This is a genomic window from Virgibacillus halodenitrificans JCM 12304 (assembly GCF_001310895.1).
Classification (GTDB): Bacteria; Bacillota; Bacilli; order Bacillales; family Amphibacillaceae; genus Virgibacillus_Q; species Virgibacillus_Q halodenitrificans.
This window is the reverse complement of the sequence record NZ_BAZS01000002.1, coordinates 57,788-74,122: the sequence shown is the minus strand read 5'-3', so window position 1 is coordinate 74,122 and position 16,335 is coordinate 57,788. Positions and strand designations below refer to the sequence as shown.

The following is a 16,335-nucleotide window of genomic DNA, read 5'->3' as shown; positions in this document are numbered from 1 at the left end:
TATATTTGTTCCGTTGTTTATTGTATCACTTTGTTAGTGTAATTTGAAAAGAGTTTGCGTCTCTCCCATTGTTTTTCCATTTGTTTTAAGTGCCTTCCTACTTCTCCTGGCTTCTCTGATACGCTGTGCAATGTTTCTCTCATTAAATCACTTGGCACATTGATAGCGGCTAACCATAACTTGTGCTCTTTCTCTTCAACCATCTGATATGAAAATAATTCTTCAAGATTCCAATTTATATATGGTAAAAAGCGTTGACCTAGTTGAATATAATCATATATTTGTGAAGTACATTCTAGAAGGTCGAAATCAATCATAAAGACTTCGTCAGCATTGTTTTTTATAAAATTGTGTGAAGCGACGTCCCCGTGGATCCATCTTCCTTTTTTTCTTCCGGAATAATCGCACTGATCCCAAGAGTAGTCTGATAAGCGATAAAATTGTTTCACCGTTGTTTGTACTATATCCTTATGCAAATTTTTCAAACCATATTTAGCGAATATATTCTCTGTTTTTTTAAATTCCTCCAACCTTTTATACCATCTTATTATGACATTATTTTTAATTAAAGGTTGCTCAATATATATATTCTCAGCTTGAGCATGAAACTTTTTTAATGTAGCTACAGCACTTCCTCGATCATGCTTAAATCTGTAATTTAAATGTTCTCCTTTGATATAAGGAGCTATAGTCCAAATTTGGTTATTTTTTTTAATAATTTTTTGGCTGTTAGGAAATGCAATAAACGGAATCACCGGATTGTTAGAAAAATTATCAAAAAACTGCCACTGTTGATCGACTATTTTTTTTCGTAAATGACGTTTTATAATATATTTTTCACCATTAGTATCTGTTACTTTAAAAACATTCTTTTTGATATTAATAGCAGAGTATACTTCTAATTCTCCCTCCTCAAATAAAAAAGAAGAGAGACGATTAACAATCTCGTCTCTTTCCTTTTTATTATTCATTTTCTGATCCTTCCTCATTCTTTCGATTATAACCCTGATATGGATATCCTGGTGGCATAGGATAGTTGTCATTCATGTTGGTTGCTCCATATTGAGGTGGGAAAAGATTTGTCTGGGGCATTGTATTTCCTTGATAAGGTGGTTGGAAATTAGGTTGTGGAGGTGTCATATTCTGGTGTGTGTTCTGGAATTGGTGATGCTGGGTTTGATAACTAACATTAGAATAGTTGTTTTTATCATTACAACCACAATCACTATGTTGCGGCTGCATATGCATTGGCATTCCACCAGGCATTGGCATCATTGGAGCACTTGCAACATTAGCCATCATCGGAAACGGTGTTGGTGGATAGCACGGATGAACAAAATGACAACACATTGGTACAAAATGGGCTGGCGCTGGTTGGGGTACTGGTTGGGCTACCGGTATTTCTGCTGGTGATTCATCAGATACTGATTCATGATGTTCATGACTATAATAAGGCATTTCCGGAAAATTTATTGTAGTATAATTTTGAAATTCTTGTTCAAATGTTGGCTGTTGCACGATAGGCTGTGGAGGCATTGCAGGCATTTTCGGCATCTGAGGTAATGGCTTCACAGGCATTTCTGGTTTAATCATTTTCTTTTTCTCCTTATCATCTTCTTTTATTACTGGTAAAGGTTTAGGCGAAACATCCTTATAAGGCTGTTTTACCATTTCCTTAGGCATTTCTTTTTTTGGCATCTGTGTCTTCTTTACTGTCTTTGAAGAACTAGGTATCTTTATCTTCATACCAGGCATAATCATATCTGGACTTGATAGGTGGCTGTTCAACCCTTTAACCTCTTCGAAATCCACTCCATATTTTTGTGAAATATCCCACAAGGTATCTCCTTTTTGAACAATGTGTATCTTCAAGACGAATCAAACTCCTTTCATTAATAACTCTGGGCTAATTACTCTCTATCAACATATGCATGTAACGCATAAAAGTTGAAACATATTTATTAAAATATAAATGACCGCCCTCTATTCCTCATAGAGAGCGGTTGTTAATTCCGATATTAAACATTTAATTGATAAACAGGGTATGTACCAAGAATAGTTACCTTGCAGCCAAGTGCTTCTAGTTCAGCCTTTACTCCAGGAAATAATACATCATCATACTGCTGATTAACATCTACAATAAAAAAGTAATTACCTAAACCAGTTTTCATCGGCCGTGATTCAATCTTTGAAAGGTTCATCTTTCTCCAGGCAAAAGCGGCCAATACCTGATGAAGGGCCCCAGCGAAGTCACTGGGCAAAGTTATTAGCAGGCTTGTTTTCTCTGCAGTAGCTTCATGTTTAATATGTACTAGCTCTTTTTGTTTTGAAAGTACAATAAAACGCGTATGGTTGTTTGGATAATCATGAATATTTTCTTGAAAAATTCGTAAGCCATATTCTTTTGCTGCAAGCTTATTACCAATCGCTGCAATAGGTTTAAATTGTTCACTTACTATTTCGGCAGCCTTCCCAGTCGAAGATGTGTATTCTATCTTCCCATTTGGGATTTGCTGGTGTATATATTGGTGGCATTGTGCAATTGCATGACTGTGTGAATGTATTTCTGTTATATCATCTACAGAACCGGAAAATTCAGGATGTACTAACAAATGCTGTTCAATTGGAACTACGATTTCCGCCATAATTGGCAACCTCACTTGATGTACAAGATAATCTACTGTCAATTGCACTGTACCTTCAATTGCGTTCTCCAATGGAACAACACCGATATCTATCGTATCCTCCTCTACAGCATCAATGCATTCTGGAATAGTCGCAAAACCTTCTTTATACTCCCCATTAAAAGCAATGTCCACTGCCAATTTTGTAAATGTTCCTTTCGGTCCTAAATAACCTATCGAGATAGACAAAACCTCTCCCCCTATTCCTCTAAAACTTTAAATCGTAATTTTTATTCAATAAACTCAAATTCATAATCTAACAGTCGGATCGTATCCCCATCCTTTGCTCCACGTTTTCTTAAAGCTTCATCAACTCCCATACCTCTCAGTTGACGTGAGAATCGTTGAACTGCTTCGTCTCTGGCAAAATCAGTCATCTTGAAAAGCTTTTCGATTTTGTCTCCACTTAAAACATACGCACCATCATCATCTCTGCTAATTTGAAAAGGTGCATCTTCTTTTTGATAGCGATAGATTACTTTTTCATCGTTTTCTTCTAATTCCGGTGCACTCTTTGGAATACTTTCAAGCATATCCGCAATTGCAAACAAGATATCCCTAACTCCCTCTTTAGTAAGAGCAGAAATCTCATATACAGGAATTTCACTGTCTATTTTCGTTTTAAAAAGTTCTAAATTTTCAGAAGCGCCAGGCATGTCCATTTTATTAGCAGCTATTATCTGTGGCCTTCTCATTAAGTTCATATCATATTCAGTTAATTCCTTATTGATCTTAATATAATCATCATAAGGATCTCTACCTTCTGTACTCGCCATATCAATTACATGCACAATTACTCTGGTTCTCTCTACATGTCTTAAAAATTGATGACCTAAACCTATCCCTGCATGGGCTCCCTCTATCAAGCCCGGTAAATCTGCCATTACAAAGCTTCGTTGATCACTTGTATCTACCACACCGAGATTTGGCGCAAGTGTGGTGAAATGATAATCAGCAATTTTAGGTTTTGCAGCACTAACTACAGACAGAAATGTAGATTTCCCCACACTCGGAAAGCCGACAAGACCAACATCTGCAATCAGTTTTAGTTCAACCTTTATATTTCTTTCTTGTCCAGGCTCCCCATTTTCTGCCATATCTGGAGCCGGATTACGAGGGGTTGCAAAGCGGGTATTTCCGCGACCACCTCTACCTCCTTTTACGATTACTGCCTGTTGGCCATGGGTGGTTAAATCTGCGATAACCTCTTCTGTCTCTTCATCAACCACTGTTGTACCCGGGGGCACAGGTACAATGAGAGGTGCAGCATTTTTTCCATGTTGCGTCTTACTCATTCCGTTTTCTCCACGTTTACCTTTAAAATGGCGATTATAACGAAAATCCATTAACGTGTTTAATCCTTCATCAACTTTAAAAACGATATCAGCACCATTACCGCCATCTCCACCTGCTGGACCGCCCTTTGGAACATACTTTTCTCGCCTATATGCCACAAGGCCATTTCCACCATCTCCAGCTTTCACATAAACACTTACCTGATCTACAAACATACTTTCTCACCTCATACATTTATGGAATAAGAAACTGACAAACTATCCCTTCATTATTTTCGGAGATATTTTGTTCATATTCCCAATTCATCGATTTCAATTTTCGTTTAATTTCTTCTTTATGTGCTTTTGTCTTTATACGTAAAAATACGTTAGCATTATTGTTTTCTTCCGCCTCATTTAGCTGAAGCAATATCTCAATAAGCTCGGTTCCATCCGATTCCTCAACAATACAAGAAATGATGTTTTCGAGATGATTCTTCAATATTATATCTATTTGACTTAAATTTCTATTTTGAACATGAATGTTATATTCCAAACGCAAATACTCATATCTACTGTTAAACTCAATTAACCATATAGAAAGCGAAGGGGCGTTTAGACTCATTAATTTTCTCTCATTTTCATAATGATTGAAACAACTTTGAACTTTAGATTCTACTTTTTCTAGTTTTCCCATACTCAAATACCCTTGAATGAGTTGCAGATGATTCATTAAGTCATGCCTGTAATGTTGCAGTAATTTTACGACCTGTTCCTCGTTCATCTTTTTCCCTCCATATTAGTAAAAGTATAGCAGAAAAAAAAGGAAAGTTCATGTTTTGTTCAAAAACTAGCTAGATAGTAAACACAGAAGTAGTGAAAAATGAATCTTCCCCCCTTAGGTATACATCCCCAGCTAACATCTGTTATTTTAAATGAAGAATTACGTTTACTCTCCATAGATTTCGACGGTTCTCATTCTAATTAACATGTTAAATTATAAACATTCGCTCACAAACTTTCATTTACTTCGCAGTTGGAGAAAACTGCGACGTAGTGTAAGAACAATTAATAGCATAGCGGAGGTAATGCCGGAGAACAAATTAATCGGCAGGAGATCAAGATAATCCGCCGGAGAGCAAACTAATCGGCAGGAGATCAAGACTATCCGCCGGAGAGCAAATTAATCAGCGGTAGAGCGAAAATTTAAGCACTAGCTATATTGGAACTGTTCCGAAACGGGCGATTACAAACAAACAAGTTACGTCGCAATATATATAAATTATGAATTACTTTAATATCCCTAATCATATATTATGCTGTCCAATATAAAAACCCTAGCCGAAAAATCGGCTAGGGTTTTATACATTATGCCTCTTGTGCAACTGGATATACACTTACCTTTTTGCGATCTCTACCATAGCGTTCAAATTTCACAACACCATCTGTTTTAGCAAAAAGTGTGTCATCACCACCGCGTCCTACATTTTCACCTGGGTAAATCTTTGTACCGCGTTGACGGTAAAGAATAGAACCACCAGTAACAAATTGGCCATCAGCACGTTTGGCACCCAGGCGTTTGGATTCAGAATCACGGCCGTTCTTCGTACTACCGGCACCTTTTTTCTGTGCGAAAAATTGCAGATCTAAACGTAGCATTGTTTTGCACCTCCTTACTTATTATGAATTTTTATAAAGTTGCTATATTCTGCCTCAATTGATATTAAAGATACCAACATACCTTCAAATAATAGCTGAACTTGCTTCATTTTTTCATATGAGATGGAATCCGGAATGGTAACATAAAGATACCCACCTTCATCTCCCTGCTCTATCTCAAGCTCTACATCACATAAAGTCAATACAGCATTAACAGATCCAATAGTGACCGCTGAAACTCCGGCACATACTAAATCATATCCATATGGACCACTCTGGGCATGTCCAGTTAGCTTAAAGGCTGTAATATCACCATTCGAACGATAAACCGTCGTATGAATCATATTCAGATCCCTTATTATGCATTGATTTTGTCAATCACTAGTTTAGTGTAAGGCTGACGATGACCTTGCTTACGATGGTAGTTCTTCTTTGGCTTAAATTTAGTAACAGTAATTTTCTTTTGACGGCCATGCTTTTCAACTTTAGCTGTAACAGTTGCACCATCAACAAATGGAGCTCCTACTTTAACATCATCTCCACCAACGAAAAGTACTTTGTCAAATGTAATAGAATCATTTGCATCTGCTGCAACTTTTTCTACGTAAATTTCTTGTCCTTCAACAACCTTTACTTGTTTACCACCTGTTTCAATAATTGCGTACATATCTTGCACCTCCTTAAAAACTCAGACTCGCCATCAAGGTACTCGTAATGAGTTTAAAACCTTTTTTGAGCGGTTGTAGCACTGGTGCTACGATGAATAACGTACTAATATTATCATAATGTATGAGACTCTGTCAACAAGTGGAAGGATAATTCCTTATGTCATATAATCCGTAATCTCCCCTACTGTCTTAGAATAACTTTTGTCATGAAAGAAACTATGTAAACAGTCATTTTCATCAATTGACTTACGTCTGTTTCCAGGAAAGACAACATAGATGGCATGCTTGCGATCACGGAAAAATTTTGAAAAAACATCAAGAACCATTGTCTCGTGAGAAACTACGATTGAATTACTACCAATTTTGCTTGGTCCGTTATAGTACCTACTCATTAAGAAACGAATAAAAACATAATAGCGTTGTTTCCATTCATTTCTATTTTCCATAAATAAGAATAAAAGTAGTAAAAAGGCACTTAACGTAAATGGAAAGAAGACTAATTGGATTACTAAAAAAATTATACTTATTATCATAGAAACTAATAGAGTAGAATAATAAGCCTTTCTAAATGGGAAAACAAGTGATTGACATTGAAGTAACAGCTTCCCGCCGTCCAATGGCCAGATTGGCAGTAAATTAAATAATAAAATCACTGTATTATAATAATACGCCAAATCCAATACTGAATTGGGCAGCAATTGGAATTCGTTGCAAACAATTAACCCGAGGTAAATTATCACATGTTGAAAAGGTCCTGCGAGAGTTACAATCACTTCTTCCTTGACAGGTCTGGTTGAATGCTCTTCAACATCCATAACCCCACCAAAGACCCAGAGCATAATTTGTTTTATTCTCCAGTCGTGTATAACCGCAGCAATATAATGACCTAATTCGTGAAAAAATACAATAGCCAAAATAATTGATAATTCCATAAATGTACCTGTTAGCATAGAAAGTATAATAAATATCATCAATACAGGATGAATGTTTATTCTTGGAAAGTACCTAATCAAGTTGGTCCACCCTGATCACTTTAACAGGATCAATATACTCATTATCCTTCTCGATCGAGAAATATACAGTCTTATTTTCACTAGTGGGGGAAAACTTGCCAATAGAATCGTTACTATTAATAAATTGATAAAGGTGTACATCGATTGAGCTTAAATAACCGTATTTTGATTTACTGCCATCTGCATGTTGCACAATAACCGTGTTATCTGTTTCGTTGTCTTTCCCAGCAAATATTACTACTCCTTCACGCAGTGTTACAACATTATCTGCTTTTCCGGGTTGTATTTTTATCCCTTTTCCATTCACCTGAAAATTCTCTGCCACGTCACCATGGACTGGTAGAGAAAGTATTTGATTACTCTCATCCTGTTTATCTGTGTCTGGTGTCAGTGCCAAAGGAGTTCCAAAAGTATCTTGGTACCATAGCTGCACTTTTGCAAAGGGAAACTCTTCCTTTAAAACTGCACTTGTCCATTCTTTTGGTGTTTCAAAACCAGTTGCCTTTGTATTCCATACATACGCAACACCAAAAAACAATAAAATGGACAACATTCCTTTGAGAATAAATCCGGTCAATACTTTATTTTCACTTTTATGCGATATGTCAGCTTCAGCAATTACCGGAAAATAGCCGTGCTTTTCTTCATCTTGGGGAAATGATGGCTTAATTGATTTTTTAGTTGCTTGCTGCTGATAAGGCAAACCACGAAGTTTTTTTCTTTGCTCAATTGATTGACGAACTTTCTTGACTCCTCTACTCATTGGCCTCACATTCCTTCATATCTTTTGTACAAGTGTATGTACGAAAAGCTGCAGATATGAAAAAAAGGTGGAGGGTTGTCTTATTTCCCTTCACCTTTCTTCTAAATCGAAGCTATCTATATATTTTGTATCAAACTAAGCAATTTGTGGTAAGTTTTTAATTTTTACAGATAACTTAACGTGTTCAAAGGGTTAAGCCCTCATCCCAAAAAATTTTTTTACTTTATATAAAACACCTTTTTCATCCTCTAATGATTGAAGAGGGACGGTTTCACCAAGGATTCTTCTTGCAATATTTCTATATGCAATGGATGCCTTGGAATTTGGTTGAAGTGCCACAGGCTCTCCCTTATTAGATGCTTTTATAACTTCATCATCATCAATTACAATACCAATCAAATCAATGGAGAGTACTTGTATAATTTCATCAATCTCAAGCATATCTCCATTCTTCATCATATGATTACGGATACGATTAATAATTAATCTGGGCGACTCCATATCTTCTTTTTCCAATAATCCTATAATACGATCCGCGTCTCTTACACTGGATTTCTCAGGAGTAGTTACCACAATTGCTTTATCTGCTCCCGCTACAGCATTCTGAAATCCTTGTTCAATTCCAGCAGGACAATCGATTATAATATAATCATACTCCTGTTTTAACTCTGATATAATCTGTTTCATCCCATCGGTTGTTACTGCAGATTTATCACTTGTTTGAGCCGCCGGTAATAAAGATAGATAGTCAAATCGCTTATCTTTAATTAATGCTTGTTTTAATTTGCAGCGTTCTTGGATTACGTCAACAATGTCATAAATAATGCGATTTTCCAGTCCCATTATGACATCAAGATTTCGCAAGCCAATATCTGTATCTATTAAACAAACTTTTTTCTCCATAAGCGCTAACGCTGTTCCTATATTGGCAGATGTAGTCGTTTTACCAACGCCGCCTTTACCAGAAGTGATAACAATAGCTTCACCCATTTTGCATTCTCCTCTCAAACCCGCTTAATACTTGTCGTTTATGCGAAAGAACCTGCAGCCGATCAATAACTATTTTATCCTGCTCTTCGTCGACAAGACCACATTCCATATAAACACCATCTGCTTCGTAATCAGGTGCACGGCTTATATAATCAGCAATTCTTAGTTGGTTTGGTTTCATAAAGGATGCTGCAATAAAAGCCTGTCTATCCCCAATAGAACCTGCATGAGCAATGCCATGTAAATTACCCATTATGTAAATATTACCTGTAGCTACTACTTTGCCTCCAGGATTAACATCTCCAATTAATAGTAGATCACCAGTCACTTCAAGAACTTGCCCTGAGCGAATAACTCGGCTGACAGCTTGTATGTCACTATGCTCTTTCCATCGTAATGCTTCTTCCCTGCGAATAACGGATGATTCAATTGATTCAACGATAAACCGATGATCTTTTGTTATAATATCCGTTAGTTCCTTTTTCTGTTGCTCTGTTAAAAATCGGTTCCCTAATTGGACCTTTACAGATACAACAGGTTCATTTTCTTTCGGACTACTTTCCGCAATTGTTGCATGCAATTCATTGACTACAAGATCATATGAACAAACTTCGTCTATGAACAATGTCAACCCGTCTCTAGTCCCTTTGATCGTGATTAACTGCTTCTTATCAAGCATGATAAGCTCACCTCATTATATTTATAGCGAATTGTTACTGAATAGCTGGTCTCTTCCCCATCTCGTAAGGCGTTTAACAAATATAGGATATAGAAACAATAGAAACACCAAATTTAATAGTAACGTAGGTAGTAAACGGTATAATAAGTAATCTTTCCAGACCATGCTTGCTATACCAGCCACTGTATAAATAACATTTATAGCAATATCTGCTAAAGATAACCCAACTATTCCTAAAAGAATACTTACAAAGACATTCCCGTGTAACATTTTTTTTAACCCATGTATTACATATATAACAAGCGCATAGGAAAACATATATACCCCAAGTACTCCTGTATACACAATATCAATCAGTAACCCGAAAATAAATCCATAAAGTACTGAATAATATGTATCTTCCTTATCGTAAAAAATAGCGATGAGGACTAAAAACATGAAGACCCAATGTGGAACAATTAACAGATTTCCGGTAATCAGACTTGGTGGTAACAGTTCCAGCGCAACCCCCTCCGAGACCAGAAATAAAAAGAGGAAAAAAGGTAAAAATAAACGTTTCATTATTCCTCCTCCTTATCTTCTGTCTTCTCATCGGTTGCTATGGAACGGTCCACCACCATCACTTGATTAATTTCATACATATCAGCAGCTGGTTCAATTAAAGCCGTTTTTGTTAACCCATACTTATCTGGGGCTGTTTCCTTTACTGTACCAATCGGTAGTCCTGCTGGGAAAACGCCCCCCATACCTGAGGAAAACACTAACTCTCCCTCTTTCACATCCTTGTCAGATTTTTCGATAATACGAAATAACAGTGAATTGCTTTCTTCATCAAAGCCTTCAATCATTCCAACGATATTCTTACCTTCGCCCTTCTCTCTTGAAATCGTAGCAGAAATTCGATTGAATTGATCAAAGCCGGTTAACAATTTAACTGTTGAGGTAAATTGAGATGGTGTCTGGACCTTTCCTACCATGCCATCTGCCGTAATCACAGCCATATTAGCCTTGACCCCATCTTGTTTTCCTTTATTAATAGTTACCTGTTCGATCCACCTCTCCGGAGATCGTGACATAACGGTTGCCTGAATAGGCTCATAATCACGTAAGGACTCTGACTCTTTCAAATCAAGTAAATTTCTTAGTTCTTTATTCTCTTCCTTTATTTCCTGTACTTCATAAATAAGCCCTTTATACTGGGATAATTTCTCCTTAAGAATTTGATTTTCTTTATAAGTATCTCTAAAGTCGTCAATATTTGTAAATATATCTGAAACAAATTCAACCGGAGCATAAATGATATGCTGTGCCCATCCCACAGTATCATTCACGAATTGCTCTGCAGTAGTCAGGTTGCTTCTTTCTTTCAGAGAGAAACCTATTAATGCAACCAGGACAATCACCCCGATCAGGATGATGAATAATTTCTTGTTACGGAAAAATGCCATGTGAACACCAGCTTACTTTGTTATAGGATGAGCGGATACATTCGGATGGGAACGGAAATGTTGAATGTATTCCAAAGATTTACCAGTACCGAGGGCCACACTTTCAAGTGGATCTTCGGTTACAAAAACCGGCATTTTTGTCTCATCACTAATTACTTTATCGATGTTTTGTAACAAGGAACCACCACCGGATAATACGATACCCCGATCCATAATATCGGCGGCTAATTCAGGCGGCGTCTCCTCGAGTGTATTTTTAACCGCTTCAACGATCGCTTCTACAGTATCGTTTAATGAACTTGCTATTTCACTTGCGGTAATTGTTATGGTTTTAGGTAAACCGGTTAATAGATCACGTCCACGAATATCCATTTCGACATCTTCATTTACTTCTCCAGCTACACCTATATCAAGCTTCACCGATTCTGCAGATCTTTCTCCAATCATTAAATTGTAATTTTTACGTATATAATTCATAATTGCTTCGTCCATGTCATCACCAGCTGTACGAATAGATTTACTAGTTACAACACCCCCCAGTGAAATAACCGCAACCTCTGTCGTACCTCCGCCAATGTCTACAATCATACTTCCAGTAGGCTCCCATACTGGTAAACCCGCTCCAATAGCAGCTGCAAAGGGTTCAGAAATAGGAAACGCTTCTTTAGCACCAGCTTGTTTCGTTGCATCAATTACAGCTCGTTCTTCTACCATCGTAATTCCAGAAGGCACACATACCATTACATTTGGTTTTTTTGCAAACATAGAACGGTTTTTCATTGCTTTTTTAATATAATATTTCATCATCGCAGCAGTTGTATCATAATCAGCAATAACCCCGTCTCTCATTGGTCTTACGACTGTGATGTTACCGGGTGTTCTACCAATCATATTACGAGCAGAACTTCCAACTGCTTCGATATCACCCGTTTGATTATTTTTAGCTACCACGGAAGGCTCAGAAACTACCACACCTTTTCCTTTGACGAAAACCAGCGTGTTAGCAGTACCTAAATCAATTCCTAAATCCTGTGAAAAATTAAAAATTCCCAAAAATATCTTCCTCTCCAAAACAAACACTGTATATTATTTAGCTTAACTATATCGATTCATTTTATGTGTTGCAAACATGCACGTATATTATCACATAAAAAAGAAGAAAGTAAAATGTAACTATCCATAGGAATAAGCGCCAATTTCTTGTATATAATGAAAATGGCGCTTATGTGCGTGTTTCTATATAATTATACGAAAAAAATTATAAAATAGATAGTATTACAGGTATCATATTTTAGGTTGTTTCTACTTCTCACGCTTTAAAAATAAATATTTCATCAAATTTAACTAAATTTCCATCTTTATACCACACTTTATTTACATTCCTTTGTTAAACTAAATTACTACTAAATAAGTATATCATTGGGAGGTTCATTTTAATGGATATTTATAATGTGGCATTAAAAGATAAATTAAATCTCTTTGAAATTAGCATTCTCGTTCAGCTTGAAAAAAATAAAAATCACTTTATAAGAATTGAAGAAATAAGCGATGATATTTTGACACAAAGCTATATTAGAAAGTATATTTATGGTTTAGTGAAAAAAGGGTATGTAATGAAGCATTTTAGTAAATATCGCATTAACGATTTTACCCTGACATGTACAAATGGCCAAACATAGATTTTTATAAAGAATAAAACTAAAGGCTCTTAAGAATTCATTAAGAGCCTGGTATTTAGCCTACTGGTAAATCAGATATAATGCTTACACTAATTAAATTACAATTAGTGTAATTTCGGTTAATTTCCGACTTTTTCGCACCTTATAAAATGGCATATCTCCTCAATAATTATTTCTCAAGTTTGAGCATATCGAAAATCTATCTATTATAAATATCCCTTTTCTTTTAAGGAAACAAATTTTCTATCTCCAATGATAAGGTGATCTAATAATTCAATGCCAATCATTTTTCCTGACTCAGTCAATCTTCTAGTTACCTGAATGTCTTCCTGCGATGGAGTTGGGTCGTAGGGTAGGAGCCATACGCCTTGCTTTGTTTCCAAAGCAGGTTTTACAACTCCCCCCTCAGAACCGTACGTACACCTTTCAGCGTATACGGCTCGCCAGTTGACTAACCGGAATTTGCTTCTCATGGTGGTCATGATGGCACTTGTAACATAGGACAATGGTTTTCCTATTGCGTTCTATCATTTTCTTGTCCAAATATGTTAAGTGTTTTTTATTCTTCAAGTCCTTTAATTTACGGACATGATGAACTTCCATCTGACCTTCTGTTGTACCACAGGCTTCACATTTGTTTGCTAATAAACGCTGTTCAAACTCAGTCCTGCCTGAGTATTTAGCCGAGTTAACTAAAGTATCAGTTTCAGGCGTATCAGCTTTGATAGCACCTTTGGGTTTAGGCAAATCTTTAAGTTTCACAAACTGATGAAGTTTATCGTTTCCATGCTTATCTTTCCTAACTAGGCATAGGACTCCTTGCTTATGTTTTCTCATACTGGTTGCAACTTCATAGAAGTACTTCTTCGTTTATTTGCCATTGTTTTAATGAAACTACTTTCGGCTAAATAAAATAGCTTATCTAAATGATGATAATTATTAACTAACTTGTAATAATTTGCTATTCCTCGCAATTCAGCGTTATAGGTATGGAGTATTTCCGATTCTGAATTGTTTACCAGTTTTGCTCTGTGTATAATTTTAAAGTTATCTAAATTACCATATCCATTATTTATTGCAAAATCTTTGATTATCTTTTCAGGAATTTCTAACTTTATCGCACCTGATAAGGTTCTCTTTTTTAATGGATGTTTTTGATTTTTATATGTGACCCTTTTAACCTTAACCTCATTCCATCTGTGGAATTGATATCCAAGAAAGGGAATTGGATTTTCCAAATGAGTGATGAGCGTTTTTTCTTCACTAAGGTCAAGATGGAGTTCCTCTTTTAGAAAATTATTGATCGTTTCCTTTAAATTAATTGCACTCTGTTTTGAACCTGCAATTCCAATCACAAAATCATCGGCATAACGGACATATTTTATTCTTTGATAATTTTTATCCATTGGGTCGATAGAGGGAACTTTTACTTGTTTGGCTTTAAGCTCCTGAATATTGAAGACTAACTCCTCCCTACCTTGCCAATGACTATGCCCGTTTCTTTCATCGAGTCTTTTAATCTTTCGTGATAGTGTGCTGATTTTTGATCGAATCTTGATGTACTCCTCATTTCTATCCCTAATTTTACCTTTATCAAATGCCTTCATTTGTTTTTCCATAAAGAGGTCAAACTCATGAAGATAGATATTGGCTAGAATAGGAGAAATGATACCTCCTTGTGGTGTACCACTGAATGTTTTTTGGTATGTCCAATTTTCCATTACACCACTGGTAAGCACATTATGAACAAGAAGAAGGAAACGATGGTCATTTATTTTCTTTGAGATAAGTTTTAATAGTACAGTGTGGTCAATATGGTCGAAGAAACCTTTAATGTCTCCTTCAATACACCAAGTTAATCCTTTCCATGTGTTTTTGATTTGAGAAAGTGCTGTATGACAGCTTCTACCTTTCCTAAACCCATGAGAGTTGTCTGAGAATATTGGTTCATAAACATTTTCCAATATCATTCTCATAACTTCCTGTACTAGTTTATCTTTAAAATTTGGAACTCCTAGCGGTCTCTTTTTCCCATTTGACTTAGGAATATAAACCCTTCTTACAGGTGCGAAGCGGAATGTTTCAGCTTTTAATTGTTCTATGATGTTCTCAATTTTTGGTAGACTGAAGCCATCTATTGTTTCATTAGATGTTCCCTTAGTTAGGTTTCCTTGATTCGGATATAGTTTTGCATATGCTTTAATCCACAACTCTTTGTTATACATGAGACGGTAACAATCCGTGACGGTATTTCCCTTTTGAGAAGCATTCCTTATAACGTCTAACTGTCGAAATGGATTAGTGGCCATATTCATGACTCCTTTCTAGTTAACGTTAACATCAACCTGTCTTCCTTTCCCATGCTAAACCCATTACAGGCAAACGTTGAGTACTACGAAGACTCCGTTACCATATGCAATTTTCATAGACCTTTGCCTAATAGCCGTTTGGCACTTGCACGTAGGTAATCCCTCCATTATACATAATTTTAGATACGTGATGGTTAGGTATCCCTTTCGACGGTTTCCTCTAGTTGAGGATTGAAGGACAAACCTTACTATGGACAGGGCTCAGGCGATACCCAACAGACACAGTGGCGATATGTCTCCCATTTTGTCCTCATTGCCTGTTAGCTATCGTAGACAATGGCGCACCCATCGCTCATTCGTCTAGGATTCAAGCAGTATAGCTTTTACCATACATCACTTGGTCTGAAGAACTGACTCGACATTAGATAGCTTTATCGTCTTTTCTCCTTTTCACATCATGCTCTGTTCCCTATATTGGATTTCTCCTCAAGGTAAGATGCTGACCATAGAACGTTGTAAGGAGTTCTAACTTCTTAACGAAGCACTAAAATTACGCACCTTGCAGGCGCACGCCGGATGGATGGTTATGTGCTACAATAATTGAAGCAGCTGATCGTTTTACAGCTTCACGATATACTTCCCGTGGATGAACAATCGAGGCATTAAGACTACCAATGAAAATAGTTTGTCTGTGGATAATTTGATTTTTCGTGTTAAGGAACAAAACTACAAAATGCTCTTGATGAAGACTTCTCATTTCTTCCATTACGTAATCTGCTCCATCCTCCGGGGACCGAATTACATATCTTTCTACCGGCTTATAACGATTCATTCTTTTCCCGAGTTCTATAGCAGATAATATGAGGACTCCTTTTGCTTTACCGATTCCTTTAATTGCTGTTAATTCTTCAATTGTTGCATCATTTAATAATTTCAAACCCTCAAAGTGCATAAGGACTCGGTTAGCAAGCGCCATCACTGACTCTTCTTTCGTTCCACTTCCTAGTAAAATGGCTAGCAACTCCTGGTTAGATAAATGGCTCGCCCCATGGTTGATCAATCTTTCCCTTGGTCTGTCGTCTTTAGGGACATCTTTAATCATTAATGATTCCATTACCAATTTAAATACCTCCTTTCCATAGTTATATCATAGACATCAATTCACTATA

17 protein-coding genes, 2 pseudogenes and 1 other annotated feature are annotated in these 16,335 nt (G+C 36.5%); of the genes and pseudogenes, 1 reads left to right on the top strand and 18 read right to left on the bottom strand.

Annotated elements, in window-relative coordinates; genetic code table 11:
• Positions 1-17 precede the first annotated feature (17 nt).
• The 15 genes from JCM12304_RS01580 to JCM12304_RS01510 all read right to left on the bottom strand — a co-directional run bounded on the left by JCM12304_RS01580 (position 18) and on the right by JCM12304_RS01510 (position 12,231).
• The gene (locus JCM12304_RS01580; protein ID WP_060678358.1) at positions 18-971 is read right to left on the bottom strand and encodes a hypothetical protein; all 954 of its coding nucleotides are present in this window, start codon (positions 969-971) and stop codon (positions 18-20) included.
• Positions 964-1,872 (bottom strand): SafA/ExsA family spore coat assembly protein, encoded by a 909-nt coding sequence (gene safA / locus JCM12304_RS01575; RefSeq protein WP_060678357.1) that lies wholly within the window; start codon positions 1,870-1,872, stop codon positions 964-966. Before safA ends, JCM12304_RS01580 begins: the two co-directional genes overlap by 8 nt.
• A 146-nt stretch (positions 1,873-2,018) precedes the next feature.
• Positions 2,019-2,873 carry a prephenate dehydratase gene (pheA, locus tag JCM12304_RS01570; protein WP_019376817.1) on the bottom strand — a complete coding sequence of 285 codons (855 nt, stop codon included), beginning with the start codon at positions 2,871-2,873 and terminating at the stop codon, positions 2,019-2,021.
• 41 nt (positions 2,874-2,914) lie between these two features.
• A complete protein-coding gene (gene obgE / locus JCM12304_RS01565) occupies positions 2,915-4,195 on the bottom strand; it encodes a GTPase ObgE (RefSeq protein ID WP_019376816.1) in 1,281 nt (426 codons plus the stop codon).
• 19 nt (positions 4,196-4,214) lie between these two features.
• Positions 4,215-4,742: a Spo0B domain-containing protein gene (locus tag JCM12304_RS01560; RefSeq protein WP_060678356.1), complete on the bottom strand. Its 528-nt coding sequence runs from the start codon at positions 4,740-4,742 to the stop codon at positions 4,215-4,217.
• Positions 4,743-5,326: 584 nt separating this feature from the next.
• Entirely contained in the window at positions 5,327-5,617 is a 291-nt protein-coding gene (gene rpmA / locus JCM12304_RS01555) for a 50S ribosomal protein L27 (RefSeq protein WP_019376814.1), read from the bottom strand.
• Between the two features lie 14 nt (positions 5,618-5,631).
• Positions 5,632-5,961, bottom strand: a complete 330-nt coding sequence (locus JCM12304_RS01550) for a ribosomal-processing cysteine protease Prp (protein ID WP_019376813.1) — start codon at positions 5,959-5,961, stop codon at positions 5,632-5,634.
• Between the two features lie 14 nt (positions 5,962-5,975).
• Positions 5,976-6,284: a 50S ribosomal protein L21 gene (rplU, locus tag JCM12304_RS01545; protein WP_019376812.1), complete on the bottom strand. Its 309-nt coding sequence runs from the start codon at positions 6,282-6,284 to the stop codon at positions 5,976-5,978.
• A gap of 13 nt (positions 6,285-6,297) precedes the next feature.
• Positions 6,298-6,369, bottom strand: a sequence feature (ribosomal protein L21 leader region).
• Between the two features lie 71 nt (positions 6,370-6,440).
• Positions 6,441-7,298: a site-2 protease family protein gene (locus JCM12304_RS01540; protein WP_019376811.1), complete on the bottom strand. Its 858-nt coding sequence runs from the start codon at positions 7,296-7,298 to the stop codon at positions 6,441-6,443.
• On the bottom strand, positions 7,291-8,061 hold the full coding sequence (locus JCM12304_RS01535) for a M23 family metallopeptidase (RefSeq protein ID WP_019376810.1): 771 nt from the start codon (positions 8,059-8,061) through the stop codon (positions 7,291-7,293). Before JCM12304_RS01535 ends, JCM12304_RS01540 begins: the two co-directional genes overlap by 8 nt.
• A 192-nt stretch (positions 8,062-8,253) precedes the next feature.
• Entirely contained in the window at positions 8,254-9,051 is a 798-nt protein-coding gene (gene minD / locus JCM12304_RS01530) for a septum site-determining protein MinD (RefSeq protein ID WP_019376809.1), read from the bottom strand.
• On the bottom strand, positions 9,044-9,730 hold the full coding sequence (gene minC / locus JCM12304_RS01525; RefSeq protein ID WP_019376808.1) for a septum site-determining protein MinC: 687 nt from the start codon (positions 9,728-9,730) through the stop codon (positions 9,044-9,046). Before minC ends, minD begins: the two co-directional genes overlap by 8 nt.
• A gap of 21 nt (positions 9,731-9,751) precedes the next feature.
• The gene (gene mreD, locus JCM12304_RS01520) at positions 9,752-10,291 is read right to left on the bottom strand and encodes a rod shape-determining protein MreD (RefSeq protein WP_172675239.1); all 540 of its coding nucleotides are present in this window, start codon (positions 10,289-10,291) and stop codon (positions 9,752-9,754) included.
• Positions 10,291-11,178 carry a rod shape-determining protein MreC gene (gene mreC, locus JCM12304_RS01515; RefSeq protein ID WP_019376806.1) on the bottom strand — a complete coding sequence of 296 codons (888 nt, stop codon included), beginning with the start codon at positions 11,176-11,178 and terminating at the stop codon, positions 10,291-10,293. Before mreC ends, mreD begins: the two co-directional genes overlap by 1 nt.
• A 12-nt stretch (positions 11,179-11,190) precedes the next feature.
• On the bottom strand, positions 11,191-12,231 hold the full coding sequence (locus JCM12304_RS01510) for a rod shape-determining protein (RefSeq protein WP_019376805.1): 1,041 nt from the start codon (positions 12,229-12,231) through the stop codon (positions 11,191-11,193).
• Between the two features lie 383 nt (positions 12,232-12,614).
• Here JCM12304_RS01510 and JCM12304_RS01505 point away from each other — a divergent pair, with 383 nt between their 5' ends.
• Positions 12,615-12,857 carry a hypothetical protein gene (locus tag JCM12304_RS01505; protein ID WP_019376804.1) on the top strand — a complete coding sequence of 81 codons (243 nt, stop codon included), beginning with the start codon at positions 12,615-12,617 and terminating at the stop codon, positions 12,855-12,857.
• A gap of 206 nt (positions 12,858-13,063) precedes the next feature.
• On the opposite strand, the pseudogene JCM12304_RS01500 reads toward JCM12304_RS01505, so the two are convergent.
• From JCM12304_RS01500 to radC, 3 genes and pseudogenes are all read right to left on the bottom strand, one after another.
• A pseudogene (locus JCM12304_RS01500) lies at positions 13,064-13,204 on the bottom strand (JAB domain-containing protein); the annotation flags it as partial.
• 79 nt (positions 13,205-13,283) lie between these two features.
• A pseudogene (locus JCM12304_RS01495) lies at positions 13,284-15,166 on the bottom strand (reverse transcriptase/maturase family protein).
• 550 nt (positions 15,167-15,716) lie between these two features.
• A complete protein-coding gene (gene radC / locus JCM12304_RS01490) occupies positions 15,717-16,280 on the bottom strand; it encodes a RadC family protein (protein WP_060678442.1) in 564 nt (187 codons plus the stop codon).
• Positions 16,281-16,335: the final 55 nt, after the last annotated feature.

Bases quoted from the DNA above. Each gene is read 5' to 3' on its own strand.
- minD (WP_019376809.1), bottom strand. From the start codon at position 9,051: ATGGGTGAAGCTATTGTTATCACTTCTGGTAAAGGCGGCGTTGGTAAA.
- radC (WP_060678442.1), bottom strand. From the start codon at position 16,280: ATGGAATCATTAATGATTAAAGATGTCCCTAAAGACGACAGACCAAGG.
- JCM12304_RS01560 (WP_060678356.1), bottom strand. From the start codon at position 4,742: ATGAACGAGGAACAGGTCGTAAAATTACTGCAACATTACAGGCATGAC.
- rplU (WP_019376812.1), bottom strand. From the start codon at position 6,284: ATGTACGCAATTATTGAAACAGGTGGTAAACAAGTAAAGGTTGTTGAA.
- mreC (WP_019376806.1), bottom strand. From the start codon at position 11,178: ATGGCATTTTTCCGTAACAAGAAATTATTCATCATCCTGATCGGGGTG.
- JCM12304_RS01505 (WP_019376804.1), top strand. From the start codon at position 12,615: ATGGATATTTATAATGTGGCATTAAAAGATAAATTAAATCTCTTTGAA.
- mreD (WP_172675239.1), bottom strand. From the start codon at position 10,291: ATGAAACGTTTATTTTTACCTTTTTTCCTCTTTTTATTTCTGGTCTCG.
- obgE (WP_019376816.1), bottom strand. From the start codon at position 4,195: ATGTTTGTAGATCAGGTAAGTGTTTATGTGAAAGCTGGAGATGGTGGA.
- rpmA (WP_019376814.1), bottom strand. From the start codon at position 5,617: ATGCTACGTTTAGATCTGCAATTTTTCGCACAGAAAAAAGGTGCCGGT.
- JCM12304_RS01535 (WP_019376810.1), bottom strand. From the start codon at position 8,061: ATGAGTAGAGGAGTCAAGAAAGTTCGTCAATCAATTGAGCAAAGAAAA.
- JCM12304_RS01580 (WP_060678358.1), bottom strand. From the start codon at position 971: ATGAATAATAAAAAGGAAAGAGACGAGATTGTTAATCGTCTCTCTTCT.
- minC (WP_019376808.1), bottom strand. From the start codon at position 9,730: ATGCTTGATAAGAAGCAGTTAATCACGATCAAAGGGACTAGAGACGGG.
- JCM12304_RS01550 (WP_019376813.1), bottom strand. From the start codon at position 5,961: ATGATTCATACGACGGTTTATCGTTCGAATGGTGATATTACAGCCTTT.